24 protein-coding genes and 1 other RNA gene are annotated in these 23,011 nt (G+C 56.3%); 9 read left to right on the forward strand and 16 right to left on the reverse strand.

Annotation, left to right across the window (positions count from 1 at the left end):
• The first annotated feature begins 21 nt into the window (after window positions 1–21).
• Window positions 22–1,932 (forward strand): PRD domain-containing protein, encoded by a 1,911-nt coding sequence (locus K5Y32_RS18230; RefSeq protein ID WP_222185353.1) that lies wholly within the window; start codon window positions 22–24, stop codon window positions 1,930–1,932.
• A gap of 178 nt (window positions 1,933–2,110) precedes the next feature.
• Here the strand turns inward: K5Y32_RS18230 and K5Y32_RS18235 are convergent, their stop codons facing one another.
• Entirely contained in the window at window positions 2,111–3,010 is a 900-nt protein-coding gene (locus K5Y32_RS18235; RefSeq protein WP_101762897.1) for a LysR family transcriptional regulator, read from the reverse strand.
• A gap of 129 nt (window positions 3,011–3,139) precedes the next feature.
• On the opposite strand from K5Y32_RS18235, the gene K5Y32_RS18240 reads away from it, so the two are divergent.
• A complete protein-coding gene (locus tag K5Y32_RS18240) occupies window positions 3,140–3,841 on the forward strand; it encodes a pirin family protein (protein WP_222185354.1) in 702 nt (233 codons plus the stop codon).
• A gap of 54 nt (window positions 3,842–3,895) precedes the next feature.
• On the opposite strand, the gene dolP is transcribed toward K5Y32_RS18240, so the two are convergent.
• The 4 genes from dolP to K5Y32_RS18260 are packed head-to-tail and all read right to left on the reverse strand — an operon-like array spanning window position 3,896 to window position 7,456.
• On the reverse strand, window positions 3,896–4,468 hold the full coding sequence (dolP, locus tag K5Y32_RS18245) for a division/outer membrane stress-associated lipid-binding lipoprotein (RefSeq protein WP_101762899.1): 573 nt from the start codon (window positions 4,466–4,468) through the stop codon (window positions 3,896–3,898).
• 14 nt (window positions 4,469–4,482) lie between these two features.
• Complete coding sequence (gene diaA / locus K5Y32_RS18250) at window positions 4,483–5,070, reverse strand: DnaA initiator-associating protein DiaA (RefSeq protein WP_007890352.1); 588 nt, start codon at window positions 5,068–5,070, stop codon at window positions 4,483–4,485.
• 14 nt (window positions 5,071–5,084) lie between these two features.
• Window positions 5,085–5,480 carry a YraN family protein gene (locus tag K5Y32_RS18255; protein WP_008103534.1) on the reverse strand — a complete coding sequence of 132 codons (396 nt, stop codon included), beginning with the start codon at window positions 5,478–5,480 and terminating at the stop codon, window positions 5,085–5,087.
• Window positions 5,438–7,456, reverse strand: a complete 2,019-nt coding sequence (locus K5Y32_RS18260) for a penicillin-binding protein activator (RefSeq protein ID WP_222185355.1) — start codon at window positions 7,454–7,456, stop codon at window positions 5,438–5,440. The genes K5Y32_RS18255 and K5Y32_RS18260 overlap by 43 nt, the downstream gene beginning before the upstream one ends.
• Before the next feature lie 62 nt (window positions 7,457–7,518).
• Here K5Y32_RS18260 and rsmI point away from each other — a divergent pair, with 62 nt between their 5' ends.
• From rsmI to mdtI, 4 genes are all read left to right on the forward strand, one after another.
• Window positions 7,519–8,382, forward strand: coding sequence for a 16S rRNA (cytidine(1402)-2'-O)-methyltransferase (rsmI, locus tag K5Y32_RS18265; RefSeq protein WP_222185356.1), 864 nt, complete (start codon window positions 7,519–7,521; stop codon window positions 8,380–8,382).
• 33 nt (window positions 8,383–8,415) lie between these two features.
• Window positions 8,416–8,794, forward strand: an RNA gene (rnpB, locus tag K5Y32_RS18270) — RNase P RNA component class A.
• Window positions 8,795–9,308: 514 nt separating this feature from the next.
• Window positions 9,309–9,659 carry a multidrug/spermidine efflux SMR transporter subunit MdtJ gene (gene mdtJ / locus K5Y32_RS18275; protein ID WP_101762902.1) on the forward strand — a complete coding sequence of 117 codons (351 nt, stop codon included), beginning with the start codon at window positions 9,309–9,311 and terminating at the stop codon, window positions 9,657–9,659.
• On the forward strand, window positions 9,646–9,975 hold the full coding sequence (gene mdtI / locus K5Y32_RS18280) for a multidrug/spermidine efflux SMR transporter subunit MdtI (RefSeq protein ID WP_222185357.1): 330 nt from the start codon (window positions 9,646–9,648) through the stop codon (window positions 9,973–9,975). Before mdtJ ends, mdtI begins: the two co-directional genes overlap by 14 nt.
• 34 nt (window positions 9,976–10,009) lie before the next feature.
• Here the strand turns inward: mdtI and K5Y32_RS18285 are convergent, their stop codons facing one another.
• The 10 genes from K5Y32_RS18285 to K5Y32_RS18330 form a co-directional block, all read right to left on the reverse strand.
• Window positions 10,010–10,984: a glutathione S-transferase family protein gene (locus tag K5Y32_RS18285; protein WP_210081737.1), complete on the reverse strand. Its 975-nt coding sequence runs from the start codon at window positions 10,982–10,984 to the stop codon at window positions 10,010–10,012.
• A gap of 80 nt (window positions 10,985–11,064) precedes the next feature.
• Entirely contained in the window at window positions 11,065–11,475 is a 411-nt protein-coding gene (locus K5Y32_RS18290; RefSeq protein WP_222185599.1) for a DoxX family protein, read from the reverse strand.
• Window positions 11,476–11,683: 208 nt separating this feature from the next.
• Window positions 11,684–11,968: a YqjK-like family protein gene (locus K5Y32_RS18295; protein ID WP_008103516.1), complete on the reverse strand. Its 285-nt coding sequence runs from the start codon at window positions 11,966–11,968 to the stop codon at window positions 11,684–11,686.
• Entirely contained in the window at window positions 11,965–12,363 is a 399-nt protein-coding gene (locus K5Y32_RS18300; protein ID WP_192236531.1) for a phage holin family protein, read from the reverse strand. Before K5Y32_RS18300 ends, K5Y32_RS18295 begins: the two co-directional genes overlap by 4 nt.
• 2 nt (window positions 12,364–12,365) lie before the next feature.
• Window positions 12,366–12,671, reverse strand: a complete 306-nt coding sequence (locus tag K5Y32_RS18305) for a YqjD family protein (protein ID WP_007890363.1) — start codon at window positions 12,669–12,671, stop codon at window positions 12,366–12,368.
• Between the two features lie 35 nt (window positions 12,672–12,706).
• On the reverse strand, window positions 12,707–13,078 hold the full coding sequence (locus K5Y32_RS18310) for a DUF1090 domain-containing protein (protein WP_146001298.1): 372 nt from the start codon (window positions 13,076–13,078) through the stop codon (window positions 12,707–12,709).
• Window positions 13,079–13,252: 174 nt separating this feature from the next.
• A complete protein-coding gene (mzrA, locus tag K5Y32_RS18315; protein ID WP_101762907.1) occupies window positions 13,253–13,621 on the reverse strand; it encodes an EnvZ/OmpR regulon moderator MzrA in 369 nt (122 codons plus the stop codon).
• On the reverse strand, window positions 13,618–14,295 hold the full coding sequence (locus tag K5Y32_RS18320; protein ID WP_110867399.1) for a DedA family protein: 678 nt from the start codon (window positions 14,293–14,295) through the stop codon (window positions 13,618–13,620). The genes mzrA and K5Y32_RS18320 overlap by 4 nt, the downstream gene beginning before the upstream one ends.
• 334 nt (window positions 14,296–14,629) lie before the next feature.
• Entirely contained in the window at window positions 14,630–15,403 is a 774-nt protein-coding gene (gene exuR, locus K5Y32_RS18325; protein WP_192412237.1) for a transcriptional regulator ExuR, read from the reverse strand.
• 88 nt (window positions 15,404–15,491) lie between these two features.
• Window positions 15,492–16,793: an MFS transporter gene (locus K5Y32_RS18330; RefSeq protein WP_222185358.1), complete on the reverse strand. Its 1,302-nt coding sequence runs from the start codon at window positions 16,791–16,793 to the stop codon at window positions 15,492–15,494.
• Between the two features lie 373 nt (window positions 16,794–17,166).
• Between K5Y32_RS18330 and uxaC the strand changes: the two genes are divergently transcribed.
• Genes uxaC through K5Y32_RS18345 form a run of 3 tightly spaced genes read left to right on the forward strand, consistent with a single transcriptional unit; the run spans window position 17,167 to window position 21,528 of the window.
• Complete coding sequence (gene uxaC / locus K5Y32_RS18335) at window positions 17,167–18,582, forward strand: glucuronate isomerase (RefSeq protein WP_222185359.1); 1,416 nt, start codon at window positions 17,167–17,169, stop codon at window positions 18,580–18,582.
• Window positions 18,583–18,584: 2 nt separating this feature from the next.
• Complete coding sequence (locus K5Y32_RS18340) at window positions 18,585–20,033, forward strand: tagaturonate reductase (protein ID WP_222185600.1); 1,449 nt, start codon at window positions 18,585–18,587, stop codon at window positions 20,031–20,033.
• Window positions 20,034–20,037: 4 nt separating this feature from the next.
• Complete coding sequence (locus K5Y32_RS18345; RefSeq protein WP_222185360.1) at window positions 20,038–21,528, forward strand: UxaA family hydrolase; 1,491 nt, start codon at window positions 20,038–20,040, stop codon at window positions 21,526–21,528.
• Window positions 21,529–21,572: 44 nt separating this feature from the next.
• Here the strand turns inward: K5Y32_RS18345 and sstT are convergent, their stop codons facing one another.
• Complete coding sequence (gene sstT / locus K5Y32_RS18350) at window positions 21,573–22,820, reverse strand: serine/threonine transporter SstT (RefSeq protein ID WP_101762914.1); 1,248 nt, start codon at window positions 22,818–22,820, stop codon at window positions 21,573–21,575.
• Between the last annotated feature and the right edge of the window lie 191 nt (window positions 22,821–23,011).

Raw genomic sequence — 23,011 nt, forward strand, 5'->3', positions numbered from 1 at the left:
ATGAGTAACAGGTGAGGCTCCGTGAGATTTCCCAACCAGCGTCTGACTCAGCTTTTCGCTGCGCTGCAAAATGAAACGCTGCCGCAGGATGAGCTGGCACGTCGCTTTTCCGTTTCAACGCGCACGGTGCGCACCGATATCACCGCGCTGAATGCGCTGCTGGAACAACATGGCGCGCAGTTTGTGCTGGCGCGCGGCGCGGGATATCAACTCAAAATTGACGATGCGGCGCGCTTTGGCCGCTTACAGCAAGAGAGCGCCACGCCGCTGCGCGTGCCGCGTACCTCGCAAGAGCGCGTGCGCTATCTGCTGACGCGCTTTCTTACTGCGGCGTATTCGATCAAGCTGGAAGATCTGTCGGAAGAGTGGTTTGTCAGTCGCGCCACGCTGCAAAGTGATATGGCGGAGGTGCGCGAATGGCTGGGCCGCTATCACCTCAATATCGAAACCAAACCGCATTACGGCATGAAGCTGTTCGGCAGCGAGGCGGCGATCCGCACCTGCTTAACCGACCTGCTGTGGCAGATAGATCAGGAGACGCCGGACAGCCCGCTGCTGACGGTAGAAGCGCTGCACAGCGGCATCCTGGCGCAGCTCGAACCTTTGCTGCAACAGTGCTTTGCCCAGCATGCCATTCGCCTCAGCGATGAGGGCGATCGCTATCTGCAAATCTACTGCGCGGTGGCGGTGCGACGCATCAGCGAAGGTTTCCCGCTCAACGATCCGGGTGCGGAAGATGTGGGCGAGGAAGTGCGCGAAGCGGCGCACGACCTGATTAATCTGATGCGTCCGCTGGTCGGCAAACCGATTTCACAGGCGGAAGAGAACTGGCTGCGGGTCAACATCGCCGCGCGCCAGATTCAGGCGCTGGCACCGAGCACCATTAACGCCGACGACGCCGATGCGCTGGTCGATTACCTGCTGAACTACATCAACACGCATTATAACTATCGGCTGCAGCACGACGAGCAGCTGCGCGCCGATCTGCTCACCCATATCAAAACCATGATCACGCGGGTGCGCTACCAAATCCATATCCCCAATCCGCTGCTGAGCAACATCAAACAGCACTATCCAATGGCCTACGATGTGACGCTGGCGGCGGTGACCAGCTGGGGTAAATACACCCCTTACACTATCAGTGAGAACGAGATCGGTTTTCTGGTGCTGCACATTGGCGTCGGGCTGGAGAGGCATTACGACGTCGGCTATCAGCGCCATCCGCAGGTGCTGCTGGTGTGTGACAGCGGCAACTCCACGCTGCGCATGATTGAGGCGCTGCTGCTGCGCAAATACCCGCAATTGGTGGTGACGGCGCGGCTGTCGCAGCGCGACTATGAACTGCGTGAGCATATTGATGAAGACTTCGTGATCTCCACCGCGCGGCTCAGCGAGAAGAACAAGCCGATTGCGGTGATGTCGCCATTCCCAACCGAGTTCCAGCTGGAGCAGCTCGGCAAGTTGGTGCTGGTGGATCGCACGCGCCCGTACATGCTGGAGAAGTACTTCGACGCGCAGCACTTTATGGTGCTGGATAAGCCGATGGCGCAGTCAGAGTTGTTCCGCCTGCTGTGCGATCAGCTGGAGAGCGAAGGTTTTGTCGATGCGGATTTTTATCCGTCGGTTGAGGAGCGCGAAGCGATTGTCAGCACCCTGCTCGGCGAAGGCATCGCGCTGCCGCATTCACTCGGACTGCTGGCGCAGAAAACCGTGGTCTACACGGTGCTGGCGCCCCATGGCGTAAGCTGGGGCGAGGAGACAGCATCGGTGATTTTCCTGCTGGCGATCAGCAAGAGCGAATACGAAGAGGCGATGGCGATTTACGATCTGTTCGTCACCTTCCTGCGCGAAAGAGCGATGACGCGGCTACGTGATTGCGCGGATTTTGTCAGTTTTAAAGCGGTGGCGATCGATTGTTTAAGTCGGATGTAAGTGTTGTGCGTGCTGTCCCCCATCCCGGCCTTCCCCCGCAAGCGGGGGAAGGAGATGCAGCTTCATCACTAACATGTGGCAACATCTTCCTCCCCATGCAGCTTCATCACTAACATGTGGCAGCATCTTCCTCCCCCATTTATGGGGGAGGACCGAGGAGGGGGAAACCCAGCACAATCTACCCGCGCTTCGCCAGCAACCTCGGAATCTCACGCAGACACCAGGCTTTGGCTTCGCCCATGCTGTCGCGGCGCCACGCCATAATAATGTCCACTTCGCGTGTATATTCGGCGCTCACCACGCGTAAACGGCCTTCGGCGATATCCTGCTCCACCATCGGATAGGGCATGGTCGCCACACCCAAACCGGCCAGCAGCGCGCGGCGTTTATCATCCATGCTGCTTACAGTCAGACGCTGCTGCTTATCCAGCAGCTGCACCGTCAGTACCGGGCGCTCGCGCGCGGTGTCCGCCACCGCGATGCCGCGATACTTCACGCGCGTCACTTCTGACAGCGGCTCAGCTTCCTGATGAATCGGATGATCCGGGCTGGCAACGTAGACGCTCATCGTGCTGTACAGCTTGCGGGTGTTGATTTCGGTTGAAGCGCGGAAGTGCATATCCGGGGCAATCACGATATCGGCGCGTCCCTGTTCCAGCCTTTCCCATGCGCCGGCTAACACTTCCGTGATGAGAGAAATTTGCGTATTGGCTTTTTCTGACAGCTTCTCAACCAGTGGAAACAAACGTTCAGAAGGAACCAGCGCCTCGGCAACAATGGTGAGATGCGTTTCCCAACCGCGCGCCAGCGCTTCGGCATCGGTAGTGAGTTTATCGGCGGCCTCCAGCAGCACGCGGCCCCGTTCCAGCAGCATGCGGCCCACGTTGGTGAACTTGGTGCGGTGGCCGGAACGATCAAACAGCACCACATCCAGCTCCTCTTCCAGCTTTTGCATGGTGTAACTCAGCGCGGAAGGGACGCGACCCAGTTCATCGGCCGCAGCGGCAAAGCTGCCACGACGGTCAATAGCATCCATCACACGTAAAGCTTCAAGGGTTAACGCGCGGTCTTTTGCCATGCCGATTCTCTGTCAGTAAATTTGAACATGCCAGGCAGATTAACTGGCTTACAATCCGGCGTCCAGACTTTTACCATAATCCTATCAAGCCTGCGGTCGGTTCTCACCGCAGCGCGTCGGAGGATTATCATGATGACAACCCGCTGCGCGTCCGCATGTGGCCAGGCCGATTTCGGTTGGTTGCAGGCGCGCTACAGCTTCTCATTTGGCCACTATTTCGATCCAAAATTAATGGGCTACGCGTCGCTGCGCGTACTCAACCAGGAAATTCTGGCACCGGGCGCCGCATTCCAGCCGCGCAGTTATCCGCAGGTCGATGTGCTGAATCTGGTGCTGCAAGGTGAAGCCGAGTATCGCGACAGCGAAGGCAATCATCTGGTGGCGTGTGAAGGCGAGGCGATGCTGCTCTCTGCGCGTCAGGGCGTGAATTACAGCGAAATCAACATCAGCAAAGATCGCCCGTTAACCCGCATGCAACTGTGGCTGGCGGCCTGTCCGGAACGTGAAAACCCGCTGTTGCAGAAGCTCGACCTGCCGCAACAAACCAGCGTACTGATCGCCTCGCCCGATGGCGCGCAGGGCAGCCTGCAGCTGCGCCAGCAGGTTTGGGTGCATCAGGTGACGCTAGCGCCGGGTGAGCAGCACACGGTGAAATTGCACGGACCGCGCGCTTATCTGCAATCGATCCATGGTTCGCTGGATGTGCAGGCCAGCAGCGCCAACCAGCAGCCGCTAGGCTGCGGCGACGGCGCGTTTCTCAGCGATGAGGACCAGATTAGCCTGCAGGCCAGAACGCCGCTGCGCGCGCTGGTGATTGACCTTCCCGCCTAACCCTCACGCACAAAAAAGGGCGACCGAAGTCGCCCTGATGCTTTGCTGTAACGCTTATTTGAGAATGGTGAAGGCCGTAGTCACGTGCTTCACGCCGCTCACCCGGCTGGCAACATCGGCCGCCGCCTTCGCTTCTTCTGCAGTAACCAGTCCCAACAGGAACACTTCACCGTTTTCGGTGGTCACTTTCACGTTGGAGGATTTCACCTGATCGCTGCCCAGCAGCTGCGAGCGGATTTTGGTGGTGATCCAGGTATCCGATGACGAGGTGCCGAGGCTGACTTTCTGTCCATTACGGATTTCGTTATACACCTCGGTGGCCCCATCAACGCCCATGGCGATCTGTTTGGCACGGCTTGCCAGATCCGGGGTTGGCGACTGGCCGGTCAGCAGCACTTTGCCCTGATAAGCGGTGACAACCACGCGGGCCTGGTTTTTGATCTGTTCATCTTTTGCCAGTGCGTTCGAGACGCGCAGCTCCAGCGTACCGTCATCGACCTGCGTGCCCACGGTGCGCGGGTCAGTGGCGGTTTTGGTGGCGACGGCAGCGCCGCCGGCAACCACGGCAACACAACCTTGCAGCAGCATGGCGGTTAAGAGAATGGCGACAGCGTTCAATGCTTTCATTTGAGCTCCTTCAGTCATTCCTGGTGTGGGAATAAAGTGTTATCAATCAAATCGCACAGGCAGTTCAGCGTCAGCATATGCATTTCCTGAATGCGCGCACTGCGATGTGATGGAATGCGAATTTCCACATCATGCGGACCGAGCAGGCCCGCCAGCTCACCGCCGTCGTGGCCGGTTAACGCAACGATGGTCATATCGCGGGTAACCGCAGCTTCAACCGCTTTGACGATATCGCGGGTGTTGCCACGGGTGGAAATGGCCAGCAGCACATCACCAGCCTGACCAAGCGCTCGAACCTGCTTGGCGTAGATTTCATCGTGCAGACGATCGTTACCAATCGCCGTCAGCATCACATTATCAGCGCTCAGCGCCAGCGCAGGCAGGCTAGGGCGCTCTGTCTCGAAACGGTTAATCATGCTGGCGGCAAAATGCTGGGCATTCGCCGACGACGCACCGTTACCGCAGCTAAGGATTTTGTTACCGTTCAGCAGCGACTGCACCAGCGTCATCGCGGCGCGGGAAATCGCATCGGGCAGCGCTTCGGCTGCGGCGATTTGGGTCTGAATACTTTCGGTAAAACACGCTTTAATTCTGTCCTGCACAAGACCACCTGGTTCTATCCATCGGCATTAAAGGCATCGGGCAGCCACTCCAGCTCACGCCCGGTAATGGCAATGATGTCAAAACGGCAATTCACCGTATCAAAACTGCCGCCACGCGCCAGCAACCAGAGCGCGGCGGCACGCAGCAGCTTTTGTTGTTTCTGGCGCGTTACGCTTGCGGCGGCACCGCCGTAGCGCGCATCGCGTCGATAGCGCACTTCAACAAATACCCAGCAATCGGCGTCGCGCATAATCAGGTCAATTTCCCCGCTGCGACAGCGTACATTGCTGGCAAACCACTGCAGCCCGGCGCGCTCCAGATAGCGACGCGCCAGTTGTTCCTGCTCAGCGCCAATGCGCTGGCGGTTTACTGCACCGGAACGATCTGTCCCTGACGATACTGGTTCCATGCCAACTTCCTGTTGATCACGCAATCCGTGTCGGCGTTCAGCTTGCCGGTGTTGCCATCAATGGCAAAGCCAGGCACCTGACGCATCTGGTTAAAGTTATTCGCCAGCGTCCAGGCATCAATGCCCATAGCGTAGAGGCGAACCAGCGAATAATCGTTGTTGAACGACTTCGCCGCCTGCTGCATTAAGCCCGGATTGCTACCGGACAGCAGCGGAATATCGCTGAACTGCAGGCCATCCATCTCCAGACGGAAGTCCGGGCCTGCACCCGCCTGCGCACTGCGTGAGCTGGCGTACAGCGCGGTATTGTTGCGGCTGCTGGTGCGCATCGCAATCATCGGCTTGATCAGCTGCAGCTCATCCTGGCTGGCGACGATGTACACCGCATCAACGCTACCGCTGCTGGCATCGGCCGTTGGCGCCGGTGCGCTGGTTTGCGGTGCAGGAATCGTCAGGCCAGCAATCGCCACGCTCTGCGATTGCGCGGGCTCAACGTTGAGCGGCGTGCCGCTTAACGCGATACCCGCACCGCTGTTGATGCCTTGCTTGAGTTCGCCGACGCCGCCAAAACGCTGCTGCAGTACGGTTGAGCCACCCAGCGTTTGCCACTCTTGCGCGAACGCTTTGCTGATACGGTCGCCATAACTGCTGCGCGGCACCAGCAATAATGGCTGGCGTTTGCCTTGCTCGTAGATATGGTGCGCGGCATCGCGTGCTTCGTCTTCAGGAGAAAGCGCAAAGTAACAAATATTCGGATGGTTCTGGATCTGTTCTGGCTCGTTCAGGGCCAACACGTTAAGCGGCGTGTTGCTATTGGCGACGGTTTCAACGTCATTTTTTAGAAGCGGGCCGACCACCAGCGTGGCGCCATCTTGCTGCGCCTGCTGCATCACCTGCGCAATCGGCTGGCTGCTGGTGTCATACACTTTCACCTGCGCATTGCTGTTGCCCTGTGCGGCGGCGGGTTGTGCGGCTGGCTGTGACTGCTCGGTTTGCGGCGGTGTGTTACCTGCTACGGCGGGGCTGACCACGCTATTGGCATCCGCTGGCGGCTGTGCGCTGGCATCGGCTGTATTAGCCTCAGGAGCGGCTTGCGGTGCCGGTGCATTGAGCACGCCATTGCGCGCATCGGTGAAGCCTTTCTGAATCGCATTGGCAAACACCTGCGCCTGGCCGTTAAGCGGCAGCAGCAGCGCGATGGTATTGGTCGACGCTTTGGTGAAGTTCTGCACCTGGCTGAGCTGGGTTGGCAGTGTCTTCGCGCCTGGGTTCTGCGGATAACGCGTCTGCCAGTCCTGAATCGCCGCTTTCAACATTTGTGGATCCTGGCTGTTTGCGCGCCAGGTATTCAGCAGATCGAGCCAGCCCTGCAGGGTATTTTCATCAGCATTGATCACCAGGCTGTTGATCTGATCCTGGGTCATCTGCGTCAGCGCTTGCCAGGTTGCATCGATATTGCTTTGGTGATCGGCACCTTTCAGCAGCGGCTCCTGCGCTATATAGGCACGCAGCAGCGAGAGTGAAGGGCGATTCTGTGCCGCCGCGATTTGCAGCGCGTAGTAACGCACCTGCTGGTCCTGCGACAAGCCGCCGCTTTTCACCTGGCCCAGCAGCTGTTGCGCACCGGTGTAATCCTGCTGCCCAATCTGCATCTGCGCGCGCAGCAGCAGCAGTTCTTGCTGTTGCACTTCGCTTAACTGCTGCGGCAATTGATTGAGCTGATTCGCCGCCTGCGGATACTTTCCTTCCTTCAACAGGGCACGGATGGCAAGTAATTGCCAGTCGGTCTTGCTATCATCGCTGCTTTGCTGCACCTGCTGCAGATAATAGTCAGACCGGCCAGTCGCAGGACCCTGAATATTGACGTTAGAGGTTTGTTGCGGTCCCTGACCACTACAGGCGGCTAAAATCAGCCCAGCGAGAAGAACAGGTACTAAGCGTCCTGCTTTATGACGTACGACTTTTGAAGGAAGCATACTGTATCCAGTGATGTTTTTTTCAAGATGCTCAATATTAAATCGGCAATTCGGATGAAACAATGAAACAACTCGATCGGGCAGAGATTTCTGCCAGCACGCTCTATATCGTTCCTACCCCGATCGGTAACCTGGGTGATATCACTCAACGAGCGTTGACGGTGCTCTCAAGCGTCGATCTAGTCGCAGCGGAAGATACACGTCATACCGGGCTGTTGCTACAACATTTCGCCATCAATGCGCGACTCTTCGCACTTCACGACCACAACGAACAGCAGAAAGCTGAGGTGCTGTTAGCTAAGCTGCAAGAGGGCCAGAGCATCGCGCTGGTCTCCGATGCCGGCACGCCGTTAATCAACGATCCCGGCTACCATTTAGTACGTCGCTGCCGTGAGGCTGGTGTGCGCGTGGTGCCGTTGCCAGGTGCCTGCGCGGCGATTACAGCATTAAGCGCGGCGGGGTTACCGTCCGATCGTTTCTGTTACGAAGGGTTTCTACCGGCCAAAAGCAAAGGACGTTGCGATGTGCTGCGTGCGCTGGGTGAAGAGCCGCGTACGCTGATTTTCTATGAATCGACCCATCGCCTGATCGATAGCCTGCAGGATATGGTCAGCGTGTGGGGCGGCGAGCGCTACGTGGTGCTGGCGCGTGAGATCACCAAAACGTGGGAATCTATTCAGGGCGCACCGGTCGGCGAGTTGCTGGCGTGGGTGCAGGAAGATGAAAATCGTCGTAAAGGCGAGATGGTGCTGATTGTTGAAGGCCATAAAGCTGATGGAGAAGCGCTGCCAGCGGAGGCGTTGCGCACGCTGGCGCTGCTGCAAAAAGAGCTGCCATTGAAGAAAGCCGCTGCGCTGACGGCGGAAATTCATGGGGTGAAGAAGAACGCGCTTTATAAGTACGCGCTGGAGCAGCAAGAGGCGTGACAAACGCTGGCAGATCGCCTATTATCCCGCGCCGAAGCTGACCAGACAGTCGCCGCTTTGTCGTCGTCCTCTTTCGGGGGGAGACGGGCAAAGGGGAGGAAAGTCCGGGCTCCATAGGGCAGGGTGCCAGGTAACGCCTGGGGGGCGCAAGCCTACGACCAGTGCAACAGAGAGCAAACCGCCGATGGCCCAGTAATGGGATCAGGTAAGGGTGAAAGGGTGCGGTAAGAGCGCACCGCGCGGCTGGCAACAGTTCGTGGCACGGTAAACTCCACCCGGAGCAAGGCCAAATAGGGGTTCACAAGGTACGGCCCGTACTGAACCCGGGTAGGCTGCTTGAGCCAGTGAGCGATTGCTGGCCTAGATGAATGACTGTCCACGACAGAACCCGGCTTATCGGTCAGTTTCGACTTTTTTAAACACAAAACCCGCTTCGGCGGGTTTTGTGTTTTCTGGGGCTTGTGCGTGCTGGTCCTCAGCCTAACCTTCTCCCGCAGGCGGGAGAAGGGACCGATCGAGCGATCTTTCAAACCGCAATAAACAGTTCCCTCTCCTGTGGGAGAGGGCTAGGGTGAGGGAATACACACACTTTTAATTAAACGCCTCCACGTAAAGAAATGAAAATCCCTGAAAACATTACTGCCGCTATGCCAGAATAAGCGCGTGTTTAACTACTGAGGACAAATTTAATCCACACTGACGAGAAGCAACAACGTGGATAAGTTGTAATTTTATGGACAAAATGTTTGCGTCAAATAAGGCTTCACTCTCCTCCTCTCTCTCTGAATCAAACTGCTCAATCTGCGATCAGCACTGGCGCTTCGCGCTTTAGTTCCGTTCTCTCCTATTCTGACCTTTTAATTTAACTTTGCTAACACGCCTATTTTCGCGTGGGTGGCGTTTATTTCTCGTTCAGGAGAGAAATCATGCTGTATTGGATTTTATTAGCGCTGGCGATCGCCGCGGAAATTATTGGCACCGTCTCAATGAAATGGGCCAGCGTAAACGGTGGCAACGCCGGTTATATTTTTATGCTGGTGATGATCGCACTTTCTTATATTTGTTTATCCTTCGCCATTAAACGTATTGCCCTTGGCGTGGCGTATGCCATGTGGGAAGGCATTGGCATTCTGTTTATTACGCTGTTTAGCGTGCTGTTGTTCGATGAAGCCTTATCCGCCATCAAAGTAGCCGGCCTGCTGACGCTGATCCTCGGCATCGTCCTGATCAAATCCGGCACGCTGAGTCGCAAGGAGCTGCGCCATGGCAACGTTTAACTGGCTGCATATCGCGTGGCTGGCGCTGGCCATTGGCCTGGAGATCGTCGCCAATATCTTCCTGAAATACTCCAACGGTTTCCGCCGTCCACTGTTTGGCGTGTTATCGCTGGTGGCGGTGCTGGCGGCGTTCAGTGCGCTGGCGCAGGCGGTGAAAGGCATCGATTTGACGGTCGCCTACGCGTTATGGGGCGGGCTGGGATTGGTTGCCACCGTGGCGGCAGGCTGGATTCTGTTTGGCCAGCGTCTGAGTCGGGTTGGCTGGCTGGGCGTGGGATTGTTGTTGATCGGTATGGTGCTGATTAAGTTTGCCTAAAGTTCCCTCTCCACGTTGGGAGAGGGTAAGAACATCAACCCCGGCCGTGTGGCTCATCCCAGTCAAAGGCTGGACCCAGCGAGATCACGCCGCTTGGGTTGATGGTTTTGTGGCTGCAGTAGTAGTGATGGCGAATGTGCGGCAAATTAACCGTGTCAGCGATGCCTGGCATCTGATAGATGTCGCGCAGGAAGCCGCTCAGATTACGGTAATCACTGATGCGGTGACGATCGCACTTAAAGTGGGTGACGTAGACCGGATCGAAGCGCACCAGTGTGGTCCACAAGCGCAAATCGGCTTCGGTAAGTTGGTTGCCAGTGAGATAGCGGTGTTGGCCAAGAATCTGTTCGAGACGCGCTAACGAATGGAACAGCGCCGTTACCGATTCATCGTACGCCGCCTGCGAAGTGGCAAAACCGCTTTTATACACGCCATTGTTGACCGTGTCGTAAACCCAGCTGTTCACTTCATCAATTTTGTCGCGCAGCTCCGCCGGATAATAGTCACCCGCGCGGGCACCTTGCGCATCAAAAGCGCTGTTGAGCATGCGCATGATGTCGGCGGATTCATTACTAACGATGGTTTGCTGGGTTTTATCCCACAGCACTGGCACGGTCACACGGCCGGAATAGTGCGCATCGGCGTGCAGATAGATCTGATAGAGAAACTCTTTTTGATACAACGCATCGCCGGTGGCATCAGGGAAACTGGCGTCAAAGGTCCAGCCGTTCTCCAGCATCAGCGGATGCACCACCGAAACCGAAATCATCTCCTCCAATCCCTTGAGTTTAAGCATTAACAGCGTGCGATGCGCCCACGGGCAGGCAAGCGAGACGTAAAGATGATAGCGACCACGCTCAGCGGCGAAGCCCGCTTTGCCGGTTGGACCGGCGCTGCCATCGGCGGTAACCCAGTTACGCCAGACGGCTTCTGTGCGCTTGAAGCGGCCACCGGTTGACTTCGTATCGTACCAGGTATCATGCCAGACACCGTCAATCAGCTGTCCCATAAGCCCTCCATAATAAAAAGGGGCGAGGAAAATCCCCGCCCCTGCAATTCAGTATATGTGTTCTCTAACGCTTGTGCTGCTTAGCGTACGGTCGCTGGCTGAACGCGCTGACGAATCAGTCGGTCAATGCTGTAAGCGCCTGGACCTACCAGACCCAACACCAGGAAGCCACCGGCGATGGAGAGGTTTTTCATGAACATCAGCTGGTTAACACCTTCCGCGAAGTTGCTGTGGAACAGGAACGCGGTCAGCAGAGTAAAGCCAGCGGTGAACAGGGCGGTAAAGCGCGTCAGGAAACCGAACAGAATCGCCAGGCCGCCACCGAACTCCAGCAGAATAACCAGCGGCAGCAGGAAGCCTGGGACGCCCATCGCCTGCATGTATTGTGCGGTACCGGCATAACCGGTGATTTTGCCCCAGCCTGCGGTGATAAACAGAATGGTCATTAGTACGCGTGCTACCAGCAGGCCTGAGTCTTCGAATTTTTTCATCATCTACTCCAACAAGGTTTTTGTTGCAGGTTGTTGGCCTGCGGGTTTTGAATCCCCTTGAACCGGTTGTTTCAGTTCACTGGGCTGATGGAGGGAGATGATAATCGCAGGTTGAAAGAGTTGTAAGCGAGATAAACTGTCAATGTTGTTCAGTAAATTTGAGGGGGAGTAAAACCGAATCAATTCGATCCGGTTTTAGAGAGAGAAGCTAGCGGGTATTTAAAGTCGATTTGATCATGCGCCAGGTGCTCCAGACGCCGAAACCGCGCTTGGCCCAGCGCAGCAGACGATTGGGGCTGCGAATCGACCAAATGGCCAATGCACTGCTGCCAATCGCCAGATAACGACGCATGCCAATGATGGTTAACCAGCCGCGATCGTACTGCGCGGTGCTGGTCAGCCAGTCGCGGCTGTCGGCGCTGAGGTCAAGCCGCTGCTGCTGCACCTGATTGAGCAGTTCGTGAATGCGTGCTTCACGTTCGCGGCGGCTCATGAGCGATGCTCCTCCAGCAGTTTGCGATCGGTATCCAGCTCTTTACGCGTATGGCGCAACAACGTTGACTGACGCGATTTGTATAACGTCCACAAACCGAAGATCAGCGCCAGAGCAAATAGCACCGCCGTAGTGATGGCAATCGCCATCAAGCGATATTGTGCGTCCACCGCCCAGATGATCAACACCATCAGGCTCATGAGACCGAAAGCGGTAAACAGCATAGTAAGGCCCACCATCATCAGCATCTGAATCAGGTTGGCCTTTTCCTCTTCCAGTTCCACAATTGCCAGTCTGACGCGCGTCTCGACCATGCTAACCAGCGTGGTAACTACCCGTTGACCGATGTTAAAGACCCCTTTGCCGGGGCCGTGGCTTTGCTGACTATCACTCATCATTAACGCCGTGAGATTAAAATGCCGATGAGAATACCTACCGCTGCACCGATACCCACGCCGTGCCACGGATTGTCGCGCACGTATTCGTCCGCTTTTTCCGCTGCTTCACGCGTGGTTTGTGCAATACGTTCGCCGGAATCGCCAAGACGTTCACGGGAGCTTTCAATAGCGCCGCGCGCTTTATGACGCAGTTTATCCAGCTCACCTTTGGATTTATCTGCTGAGCTGCTCAGCACTTCTTCCAGGGTATCAGCCAGATTTTTTAATTCAGCGCGCAGATGTTCAGATGTTGTTTCTTTAGCCATGGAAATCTCCTTTTACAGCATTGAGTTAAGTCCGATTAATAAGGTTCAGCTTCAAGCTTTTTCAGTTCGTGCTGCGCATCGAGCAGCTTACGTTCGCGCTTCTCAATTTTGTCCTTGTCGCCATCCTGACGCTCTTCTTTCAGCTCACGCTCACGTTCGGCGATTTTGTGCTTCTGCTCAGCGATGCGTTCGCTATGTGCAGATTTCAGCTTCTCATCGGTGCAGCCTGCGCGGACTTCGGTCAACGCGCGCTCCAGCCCGGTAACGCGGCGCTGGTTGTCGTGCTGTTTTGCCATATCGATCTCGCGTTGAATATCCTGCTCTTTCTGTTGGCAGAGCGATTCAGCCGCCAGCAGCGAACCCGAGAGTGAAAAAAGAATAGCACCTAGCAGTAATTGATGTTTCATCAGGTTGTGACCTTCCATTGTTGATGACCTGCCCGAGAGCAGACAGGAGAAGCTTCCCAGCATGTCTTAGGCTTACGCTATCTCTAAGGATAGACAGCAGACGAAAAAATTCAAAGAAGACGCGGGGATAGCGAGGATTAGCTCACCGCCTGGCTTAACGTCAGGCGGTGAAATTTAGCTAAAAATTGGGCGACTGGCGTCAGGATATTGCTGCGAAGCCTGCGGGCCAGCGGCGACGACAAAGCCTTGTGGCAACAGGCGCTTCAACACTTTTTGCGCCGCCAGGCTCTGTTCTTCATTCTCAAAATGAATCACCAGCGCATCGCCGGAGGGCGTAATACTTTTGATACGCACGCCCTGCGCAGAAAGTTGCTGATAGAGATAAAAACCATCGGGCAGATTGGTGCCGCTGTTGGCGACGCGGATCTGCACCACGGTTTCATGCTGCATCAAGGTCGGAACGAAACAGATTGCCAGCAGCGCCAACGCGCCACCCAGCGCCCAAGGCAGGAAACGCCTTGGGAATCCACGGAATGTGATCATGACTGTGAATTCCCGCTACGCGCTGACTGACGTTTACGCCAAATCACCACTAAAGAACCGACCAGGCCAATCACCAGCAGCACCAGCGGCAGCAGCATCAGGCACAACATCAGCTCATCTTCGTAACGACGGAAAATCGGTGTTTTACCCAGCGCGAAGCCCAGCACGGTAAGGATCAGCACCCATAGGAAGCCACTTACCCAGTTGAAGAACTGGAAGCGCGCATTACTCAGGCCAGAAAGCCCGGCGATGGTAGGGAGCAAGGTGCGGACGAAGGCAATAAAGCGACCCACCAGCAGTGCAGACAAGCCATGGCGATGGAACAGCCGATGGGCGCGTTGATGATATTGCGCGGGCAAGTGCGAAAGCCATTTTTGCACGGTAGGCGTATTACCGAGCCAGCGGCCCTGAATGTAGCTCACCCAGCAGCCGAGGCTGGCGCCGGTGGTCAGAATCAGCAGCGTCAGCGGGAAACCCATGGTGCCTTTAGCAATCAGAACACCCACCAGAATCAGTAAACTATCGCCTGGCAAAAAGGCGGCGGGCAGCAGTCCATTTTCCAGAAACAGAATCATGAACAAAACGCCATAAATGGCCCAAACCAACGTCGGGTCGGAGAGCATTTCGTAATCCTGCTGCCACAAGGCATGCAGCAATGCTTGCAAAATATCCATCAATCATTCCTGAACATCATTGTTAAACGTGCCCGTGAGGGGCTTAGGCGCAGACTGGCGTTGGTTATACATTTTAGATAAGCAGCCTGAGCAGGAGTTTCCGGATCCTTCCAGAATTGATTGTTAAATCAGCGACTTTTTAAAGCCCTGTCGCAAAGGGTAATAAAAGGGCGATAACTGTAACAAAAATAACGTTATCCAGACAGGGGAAAGTGCCTGCCGCACAGGAGTTTTACCTTTAGACGCAGGTGGTCAAAAGGAGCTTTACATGAGCTGACACTATTGCAGACTAACTGACTTTTTCGGCAACAAAATGCCTGAAAAATAAGCAGGATCAGCGTGGGTTTTCGCTACCTTCAGGCAGGATGACCGGATTTTCCGCAAACATGTAACGATCGACGTTAAATTCGAAATCGTCGGTGGTGGCGTTAAACAGCATCTGCTTAGTATTTTCCAGATGTTGCCACATTGCCAGCTTACTGGCGGCGGGATCTTTGCGAATCAGGGCTTTAAGGATTTGGTCGTGATCGTCACACCAGCTGGTGATATTTTTGGCATCAATATGTTCATGCAGCTTCAGCCAGTAAGGATTGTGCAGACGGTGCAGCCACATCTTCTCGACAATCGCTGCTAACGCGCTGTTCTGCGTCGATTGCGCGATGCGCACGTGAAACTCCATATCCCACGCCGAATCGCGTGAATGATCTTCCTGACGCGCTTTCTCCTGAATCGCCATCAATGCCACGATATCCTGACGTGTCACCTGCGTGGCGGCAAACTCAGCCACGTTGCTTTCAATCAGCTGGCGCGCCTGTAATAACTCGAAGGGGCCGAAATTGGCGAACTCCAGCTGGCTGGACGTCACCACGCGATTTTGCTGCTGGCTGCTGATGACGTGAATGCCGGAACCTTTCCGCACCTCCACGTAACCCTCCACTTCCAGCATGATGATCGCTTCACGCACCACGGTTCGGCTCACCTGCATCTCTTCCGCAATCAGACGCTCGGCAGGCAGTTTGTCGCCAACCCGGTATTCGGCTGCTTCAATGCGGCGTTTGAGTTCGCTGGCGAGCTGTTGATAGAGGCGTCGTGATTCGGTCAGGTCCATTGCGCGGTCCGCTGTGGGAGAAAGTTGAGTTGTTATACCACTTCAGCCGCACAGAGGAAATGGGCTGGCCGATGCCAGCCCGAGGAGGTTAGGTGCGTACCGCAGCGGACTGCACCGCAGGCTGATCGTCGAGTTCAGAAACCGGTTGGTTTTTCAGCACCGTCCAGATAACCACCGCGCCTAACAGATCAAACACCGCCAGCGCCGCGAACAGCGGGCTGAAGCCCAGCGTATCGGCCAGCGCACCGACCACCAACGCAAACATGGTGCTCGCAGTCCAGGCCGCCATGCCGGTTAAGCCGTTGGCGGTAGCCACTTCGTTACGGCCAAACACATCCGAAGAGAGGGTGATCAGCGCACCTGAAAGCGCCTGATGGGCAAAACCGCCGACGCACAGCAACCCAATCGCGACATACGGGCTGGTGAACAACCCGATGGTGCCTAGCGCAATCATCAACACCGCGCCCATGGTCACCACCAGTTTGCGCGAGACGATGAGATTGACGCCAAACCAGCGCTGGAACAGCGGCGGCAAGTAGCCACCGACGATACAGCCGAGATCGGCGAACAACATCGGCATCCAGGCAAACATAGCGATCTCTTTCAGGTTGAAGCCGTACACCTTAAACATAAACAGCGGGATCCACGCGTTAAACGTTCCCCACGCTGGTTCGGCGAGGAAACGCGGTAGCGCAATGCCCCAGAACTGGCGATTGCGCAGGATTTGGCGCGCCGACATCTTCTTGTTATTTCCGGTTTGATGCTGCAACTCCTGGCCGGCAATGATGTAGTGACGCTCCTCATCGCTCAGCTTGGTTTGCTGTTTTGGATGCTTATAAAACACCAGCCAGCAGATGGCCCACACCATGCTTAGCACGCCGGTAATAATGAACGCCATCTGCCAGCTGTGCGCCATGATCGCCCACACCACCAGCGGCGGAGCCAGCATCGCGCCAATCGACGATCCCACGTTGAAATAGCCCACCGCCACCGAACGCTCTTTGGCGGGGAACCATTCGCTACTGGCTTTCAGGCCTGCGGGAATCATTGCTGCTTCGGCGGCACCCACCGCGCCGCGTGCCAGCGCAAAGCCGCCCCAGCTGCCCGCCATCGCGGTTGCCGCGCAGAAGATCGCCCAAAGCACGGCAAACACTGCATAACCGATTTTGGTGCCGAGCATGTCCAGTACATAACCGGCTACCGGCTGCATGATTGTGTAGCACGCCGAGTAGGCGGCGACGATATAGGAATATTGTTGCGTGGTGATACCCAACTGCGTTTCCAGCGTGGGCGCCGCAACGGCAATGGTATTGCGCGTCAGGTAACCGAGCACGGTGCCCAGCGTCACAAGCCCAATCATGTACCAGCGTAGCCCTTTGATCTTACGCATTATTAACCTCGTCCAGTCTGTCGTTGCGGTTTTACCGCTGTAGTTATCTGGAGCGGGAAGACGTGAACAGTGCTGCTCACTCCCGCAGTTCCTTGCCTGTGCCATTAATCCCGTTAGCAACGGAGCGAGAGGTTAACTTGTTATACCGCTTCAAAAGTTGAATGCCATCACATAAACCTTGCAGCCAGTGTGTGTTAGGACGAAAGATAGTTAAAACAGCCATTTAACGTAATATTCGCAACAAGATCGTCCATATACCCACAGTAAAACTGTCATTATTGTGAGTCGGATCGCAAACAATTTTGCCGTTCGTTTAAATTGGTATGATAACTTTTAGTTAAAAGCCATTTGGCTACAAAATGAGGAAGCAGGTATGTCGCGTTTTATGAGTGAGGATTTTCTACTCGACACCGAGTTCGCCCGTCGTCTGTACCATGACTACGCCAAAGACCAGCCGATTTTCGACTATCACTGTCACTTACCGCCGCAGCAGATTGCCGATAATTACCGCTTCACCAACCTCTATGACATCTGGCTGAAAGGCGATCACTACAAATGGCGTGCGATGCGCGCTAACGGCGTGCCGGAAGCGTTATGCACTGGCGATGCCAGCGATCGTGAGAAATTTAACGCTTGGGCGCGCACCGTGCCGCATACCATCGGCAATCCGCTCTATCACTGGACGCACCTTGAATTACGCCGACCTTTTGGCATCACCGATGTGCTGCTGAATGAACAGAGCGCGGATCGCATCTGGCAGCAGTGCAATGAACTGCTGACTCAGGACGCCTTCAGCGCGCGCGGCATCATGCAGCAGATGAAGGTGAAAATGGTCGGCACCACCGACGATCCGCTCGACGATTTACAGCATCACCGCAAGCTGGCACAGGACAGCAGCTTTGACGTCAAAGTGCTGCCGAGCTGGCGTCCGGATAAAGCCTTCAACATTGAGCTGGAGAGCTTCCTGCCGTGGATTCAGCGCTTAGCGCAGGTCGCGGATGTTAACGTGCAGCGCTTTGACGATCTGCGCTGCGCCTTAAGCCAGCGACTCGATCACTTCGCCGCGCATGGCTGCAAAATTTCCGATCACGCGCTGGATGTGGTGGTGTTTGCGGAAGCGGATGACGCCACGCTGGACGGCATTCTGGCGCGCCGACTGCAAGGTGCAGCGCCTTCCGCTGAAGAGACGGCCCAGTTTAAAACCGCTGTGCTGGTGTGGCTCGGCAGCGAATATGCGCGCCGCGGCTGGGCGCAGCAGTATCACATTGGCGCGCTGCGCAATGCCAATCGCCGCCAGTTCGATATCCTCGGGCCGGATGTTGGCTTCGATTCCATTAATGATGCGCCGCTGGCGATTCCGCTGGCGCGCCTGCTGGATGCGCAGAACCGCAATAACGCGCTGCCCAAAACCATCCTTTACTGCGTCAACCCGCGAGACAACGAAGTGCTGGCGACCATGGCGGGCAATTTCCAGGGTGAAGGCGAACCGGGAAAAATGCAGTTTGGTTCGGCGTGGTGGTTTAACGATCAACTGGATGGCATGCAGCGGCAGATGACGCAGCTGGCGCAAATCGGCCTGCTGAGCCGCTTTGTCGGCATGCTGACCGACAGCCGCAGCTTCCTCTCCTACACGCGCCACGAATATTTCCGTCGTCTGCTGTGCCAGATGATCGGCAATTGGGTGGAGAGGGGCGAAGCGCCTGAAGACGAGGCGTTGTTGGGGCAGATGGTACAGAACATCAGTTTCAACAATGCGCGCGATTACTTCGGCATTGAGCTGGGAGCCTGATGATGCAGCGACTCAACCGTCACGATTTTCCCGGCGCGCACTACAGCGAGCGCGTTATCCAGTTTGGTGAAGGCAACTTCCTGCGCGCCTTTATCGACTGGCAGCTCGACTGGCTCAATCAGCATCACAATACCGATGCGGGCGTGGTGGTGGTGCGTCCGCGCAACCGCGTGGTGGAAGAGACACTGAATCAGCAAGAGGGTTTGTACACCACGCTGATTCGCGGGCTGAATGCGGCGGGCGAGCAGGTGAGTGAAGCCCGCCTGATCCGCAGCGTGAATCGTGAAATCCAGCCGTATCAGCAGTTTGATGCGTTTCTCGCGCTGGCACGCGCACCGCAGATGCGCTTTGTCTTCTCCAATACCACAGAAGCCGGAATTGCCTTTGCGGAGCAGGATCGGCTGGACGACACGCCCGCCTCATCCTTCCCCGGCAAGCTGACGCAGCTGCTGTGGGCGCGCTTCAACCATTTTTCCGGTGCCAGCGATAAAGGTTGGCTGGTGGTGCCCTGTGAACTGATCGATTACAACGGCGACACGCTGCGTGAGCTGGTGCTGCGCTACAGCCAGCATTGGCAGCTGCCGCTGGCGTTTGCCCGCTGGGTGCAGGATCACTGCGCGTTCTACAACACGCTGGTGGATCGCATTGTCACCGGTTATCCGGCGGATAGCGCGGCGATCGAAGCGTCATTAGGCTACGAAGATCGCTATCTGGTGGCGGGCGAAGTCTATTACCAGTTTGTGATTCAGGGGCCAGACGCACTGGCGCAGGAACTGCAGCTGCACGCGCTGGCACCGGAAGTGAAGCTGGTTGATGACATCACGCCATACAAAGCGCAAAAGGTGGCGATCCTTAACGGCGCACACACCACGCTGGTGCCGGTGGCGTTTCAGGCCGGGCTGGAGAGCGTGGGAGAAGCGATGGATGACGCGCAGATGGCCGGCTTTGTCGATGCGCTGCTGCGCGACGAGGTCATCCCCACGCTGGATCTGCCGCGCGACGAGCTGCACGCCTTTGCCGACGCGGTGCAGCGTCGCTTCCGCAATCCCTTTATCCGCCATGCGTTGCTCTCCATCGCCCTTAACGGCATGACCAAATTCCGCACCCGTTTGCTGCCGCAATTGTTGTTGTCGCAGCAGCAAAACGGGCAATGGCCTTTGCGCCTGACCTTCGCCTTTGCCGCGTTGCTGGCCTTTTATCGTGGTGCAGAGGGCAAACGTCACTGGCCGCTGCAGGACGACGAACAGTGGCTGCAGCGTTTCGCTGAACTGTGGTCAGCAGTAAATAACGATAAACAGACTCCAGAACAGTTGGTGCGCGCGGTACTCAGCGACGCCAATCACTGGGGCGAAGATCTCACTCAGCAGCCCGGATTAGTGGCTGCGGTCAGCCAACACCTGCAAAACATCATCGTCCACGGGATGCGGACGGCGTTGACACAACTGAGATAACGCTATGCAAGATGCCATTAGAATCCATTCACGCGACAACGTTGCTGTGGCGTTGCGCGATTTGCCAGCCAATACCCAGGTCGAAATCAATCAACAGGCGATCACCTTGCAGCAGGAGGTTGGACGCGGCCATAAGTTTGCGCTGCAGCCTTTAGCCAGCGACGCGCTGGTGATCAAATACGGTTTGCCGATCGCGCACGCCACTCAGCCGATTGCGGCCGGCGAGATCATTCACTCCAGCAATGCGCGCACCAACCTAAGCGACGTGGATGAGTACGACTATCAACCCGATTTTCTCGATCTGCCGCCGCAAGCTGGCGATCGCGACGTGCAGATCTATCGTCGCGCCAGCGGGGAAGTGGGCATCCGTAATGAGTTATGGATCCTGCCCACTGTGGGCTGCGTCAACGGCATCGCGCGGCAAATCCTGACGCGCTTTATGAAAGAGACCAATGACGCCGAAGGCATTGATGGCGTGCATCTGTTCAGCCATCCGTTTGGCTGTTCGCAGCTTGGGCAGGATCACGAGAACACCCGCACCATGTTGCAGAACATGGTGCGCCATCCCAACGCCGGCGCGGTGCTGGTGATTGGCCTTGGCTGCGAGAACAATCAGGTCGATGTGTTCCGTGAAACGCTCGGTTCCTTCGATAGCGATCGCGTGCAGTTCATGGAGTGCCAGAAGCAGGATGATGAAGTGGAAGCGGGGCTGGAACGCTTGCACGAACTCTATCGCGCCATGCGCACGGATCAGCGTCAGCCGGGCAAACTCAGCGAGCTGAAGTTTGGTCTGGAGTGCGGCGGTTCGGATGGTTTTTCCGGCATCACCGCCAATCCCATGCTGGGCTGTTTCTCCGACCAGATGATTGCCAACGGCGGCACCACGGTGCTGACCGAAGTGCCAGAGATGTTTGGCGCTGAGCGCATTCTGATGAGCCGCTGTCGCGATGAAGCCACCTTTGAAAAAACCGTGGCGATGATTAACGACTTCAAGCGCTACTTTATCGATCACCAGCAGCCGATCTACGAAAATCCATCACCCGGCAATAAAGCGGGCGGCATCACCACGCTGGAGGAGAAGTCGCTCGGTTGTACGCAGAAGGCCGGACAAAGTCAGGTGGTGGATGTGCTGAAGTACGGTGAGCGCCTGCATACGCCGGGACTGAATCTGTTAAGTGCGCCAGGCAACGATGCGGTCGCCACCAGCGCGCTGGCGGGCGCCGGCTGTCATATGGTGCTGTTTACCACCGGACGCGGCACGCCGTACGGCGGTTTTGTGCCGACGGTGAAGATCGCCACCAATACGCAGCTCGCCGAGAAGAAGCCGCACTGGATCGATTTTAACGCCGGGCGTTTGCTTGAAGGGATGAGTATGTCGGAGATGCTGGAGGATTTCGTCGATATGATTGTGGCGATTGCCAATGGCCAACCCGCGCGCAATGAAAGCAACGATTTCCGCGAGTTAGCCATCTTTAAAAGCGGTGTGACCTTGTAAAACCAGGTCGCCATGGATGGCGACCCATATTCAAAAACCTTACTTTACTCCGACTCTGACACCGTACGACGCGGCTGGCGCTCGGCTTCGGCCTGGCATACGGCCGCGGTAAACAGAATATCCGTCGAGGAGTTCAGCGCGGTCTCGGCGGAATCCTGCAGCACGCCAATAATAAAGCCCACCGCCACTACCTGCATCGCCAAATCATTCGGAATACCGAACATGTTGCAGGCTACCGGGATCAGCAGCAGCGAACCGCCAGCCACACCGGATGCGCCACAAGCACACAGTGACGCCACCAGACTCAACAGAATGGCGGTTGGAACATCCACCGCAATACCCAGCGTATGTACTGCCGCCAGCGTCAACACCGTGATGGTGATGGATGCGCCAGCCATGCTGATGGTGGCACCCAGCGGGATCGACACGGAATACGTGTCTTCATCCAGATTGAGACGTTTCGCCAGCGCCATATTGACCGGAATGTTAGCCGCTGAACTGCGGGTGAAGAACGCGGTGACGCCACTTTCACGCATGCAGGTAAACACCAGCGGATACGGGTTGCGGCGAATCTTCTGGAACACCAGCATTGGGTTGATTACCAGCGCCATAATCAGCATGCAGCCGAGCAGCAGCGCCAGCAGATTGGCGTATTCCCACAGCGCATCGAAACCGGTTGAGGCGAGAATGGAGGCCACCAGACCAAAAATCCCCAGCGGCGCACAGCGGATCACGCAGCGCACGACCCAGGTCGCGGCATTGGACGCGTCATTAAGAAACGCTTTGCTGCTTGGGCTGGCATGACGAAACGCCAGCCCCAATCCCAGCGCCCACACCAAAATACCGATGTAGTTGGCATTCATCAGCGCTTCAATCGGGTTCGACACCATGCTCATCAGCAAACCGTGCAGCACTTCGGTAATACCCGACGGCGGCGTAATTTGCGTGGCGCCGACGTTCATCGACAGCGTCTGAGGGAACAGATGGCTGAAGATCACCGCCACAACCGCAGCAAAGAACGTGCTGAGCAGATACAGCATGATAATTGGGCGGATATTGGTTTTTTGTCCCTGCTGATGGTTAGCGATCGAAGAGATTACCAGCACCAAAACCAACAGCGGCGCGACGGCTTTTAGCGCACGCACGAACAGCTCACCCAGCAAGCCAACGGCCAGTGCGGCATCGCGTGAGAACCACGCCAGCGCCACGCCCGCCACCAGGCCAATCATGATTTGTTTCACCAGGCTTCCTGCGAACAGTGCGCCCAGACGTCCAATAAAGTTGTTTTGCATATCACAGTCTTTTTATATTCGCGGTCATGAGTATTGTGCGCGGTTCCACCACGCACAACGGTTTGCCCGGCGGAGTATAAGGAAAAGAGCTTATGAGGAAAGAGATAATTCTGTGCATGCGCAGCAGATCGGTTTTTTGATCTGCTGATGATGGGAAGTGTGACAGATATATAAAAGGTGAAGGTTGCCAC

Source organism: Pantoea sp. DY-15 (assembly GCF_019795935.1).
Lineage (GTDB): Bacteria > Pseudomonadota > Gammaproteobacteria > Enterobacterales > Enterobacteriaceae > Pantoea > Pantoea leporis.

Bases quoted from the DNA above. Each gene is read 5' to 3' on its own strand.
- K5Y32_RS18235 (WP_101762897.1), bottom strand. From the start codon at position 3,010: ATGGCAAAAGACCGCGCGTTAACCCTTGAAGCTTTACGTGTGATGGAT.
- K5Y32_RS18310 (WP_146001298.1), bottom strand. From the start codon at position 13,078: ATGAAACATCAATTACTGCTAGGTGCTATTCTTTTTTCACTCTCGGGT.
- K5Y32_RS18295 (WP_008103516.1), bottom strand. From the start codon at position 11,968: ATGAGCCGCCGCGAACGTGAAGCACGCATTCACGAACTGCTCAATCAG.
- dolP (WP_101762899.1), bottom strand. From the start codon at position 4,468: ATGAAAGCATTGAACGCTGTCGCCATTCTCTTAACCGCCATGCTGCTG.
- K5Y32_RS18320 (WP_110867399.1), bottom strand. From the start codon at position 14,295: ATGGATATTTTGCAAGCATTGCTGCATGCCTTGTGGCAGCAGGATTAC.
- mdtI (WP_222185357.1), top strand. From the start codon at position 9,646: ATGGCAACGTTTAACTGGCTGCATATCGCGTGGCTGGCGCTGGCCATT.
- K5Y32_RS18285 (WP_210081737.1), bottom strand. From the start codon at position 10,984: ATGGGACAGCTGATTGACGGTGTCTGGCATGATACCTGGTACGATACG.
- K5Y32_RS18345 (WP_222185360.1), top strand. From the start codon at position 20,038: ATGCAAGATGCCATTAGAATCCATTCACGCGACAACGTTGCTGTGGCG.
- K5Y32_RS18300 (WP_192236531.1), bottom strand. From the start codon at position 12,363: ATGAGTGATAGTCAGCAAAGCCACGGCCCCGGCAAAGGGGTCTTTAAC.
- exuR (WP_192412237.1), bottom strand. From the start codon at position 15,403: ATGGACCTGACCGAATCACGACGCCTCTATCAACAGCTCGCCAGCGAA.
- mzrA (WP_101762907.1), bottom strand. From the start codon at position 13,621: ATGATCACATTCCGTGGATTCCCAAGGCGTTTCCTGCCTTGGGCGCTG.
- K5Y32_RS18340 (WP_222185600.1), top strand. From the start codon at position 18,585: ATGCAGCGACTCAACCGTCACGATTTTCCCGGCGCGCACTACAGCGAG.
- mdtJ (WP_101762902.1), top strand. From the start codon at position 9,309: ATGCTGTATTGGATTTTATTAGCGCTGGCGATCGCCGCGGAAATTATT.
- K5Y32_RS18330 (WP_222185358.1), bottom strand. From the start codon at position 16,793: ATGCGTAAGATCAAAGGGCTACGCTGGTACATGATTGGGCTTGTGACG.
- K5Y32_RS18305 (WP_007890363.1), bottom strand. From the start codon at position 12,671: ATGGCTAAAGAAACAACATCTGAACATCTGCGCGCTGAATTAAAAAAT.
- rsmI (WP_222185356.1), top strand. From the start codon at position 7,519: ATGAAACAACTCGATCGGGCAGAGATTTCTGCCAGCACGCTCTATATC.
- K5Y32_RS18290 (WP_222185599.1), bottom strand. From the start codon at position 11,475: ATGAAAAAATTCGAAGACTCAGGCCTGCTGGTAGCACGCGTACTAATG.
- K5Y32_RS18255 (WP_008103534.1), bottom strand. From the start codon at position 5,480: ATGGAACCAGTATCGTCAGGGACAGATCGTTCCGGTGCAGTAAACCGC.
- K5Y32_RS18260 (WP_222185355.1), bottom strand. From the start codon at position 7,456: ATGCTTCCTTCAAAAGTCGTACGTCATAAAGCAGGACGCTTAGTACCT.
- K5Y32_RS18240 (WP_222185354.1), top strand. From the start codon at position 3,140: ATGATGACAACCCGCTGCGCGTCCGCATGTGGCCAGGCCGATTTCGGT.
- uxaC (WP_222185359.1), top strand. From the start codon at position 17,167: ATGTCGCGTTTTATGAGTGAGGATTTTCTACTCGACACCGAGTTCGCC.
- sstT (WP_101762914.1), bottom strand. From the start codon at position 22,820: ATGCAAAACAACTTTATTGGACGTCTGGGCGCACTGTTCGCAGGAAGC.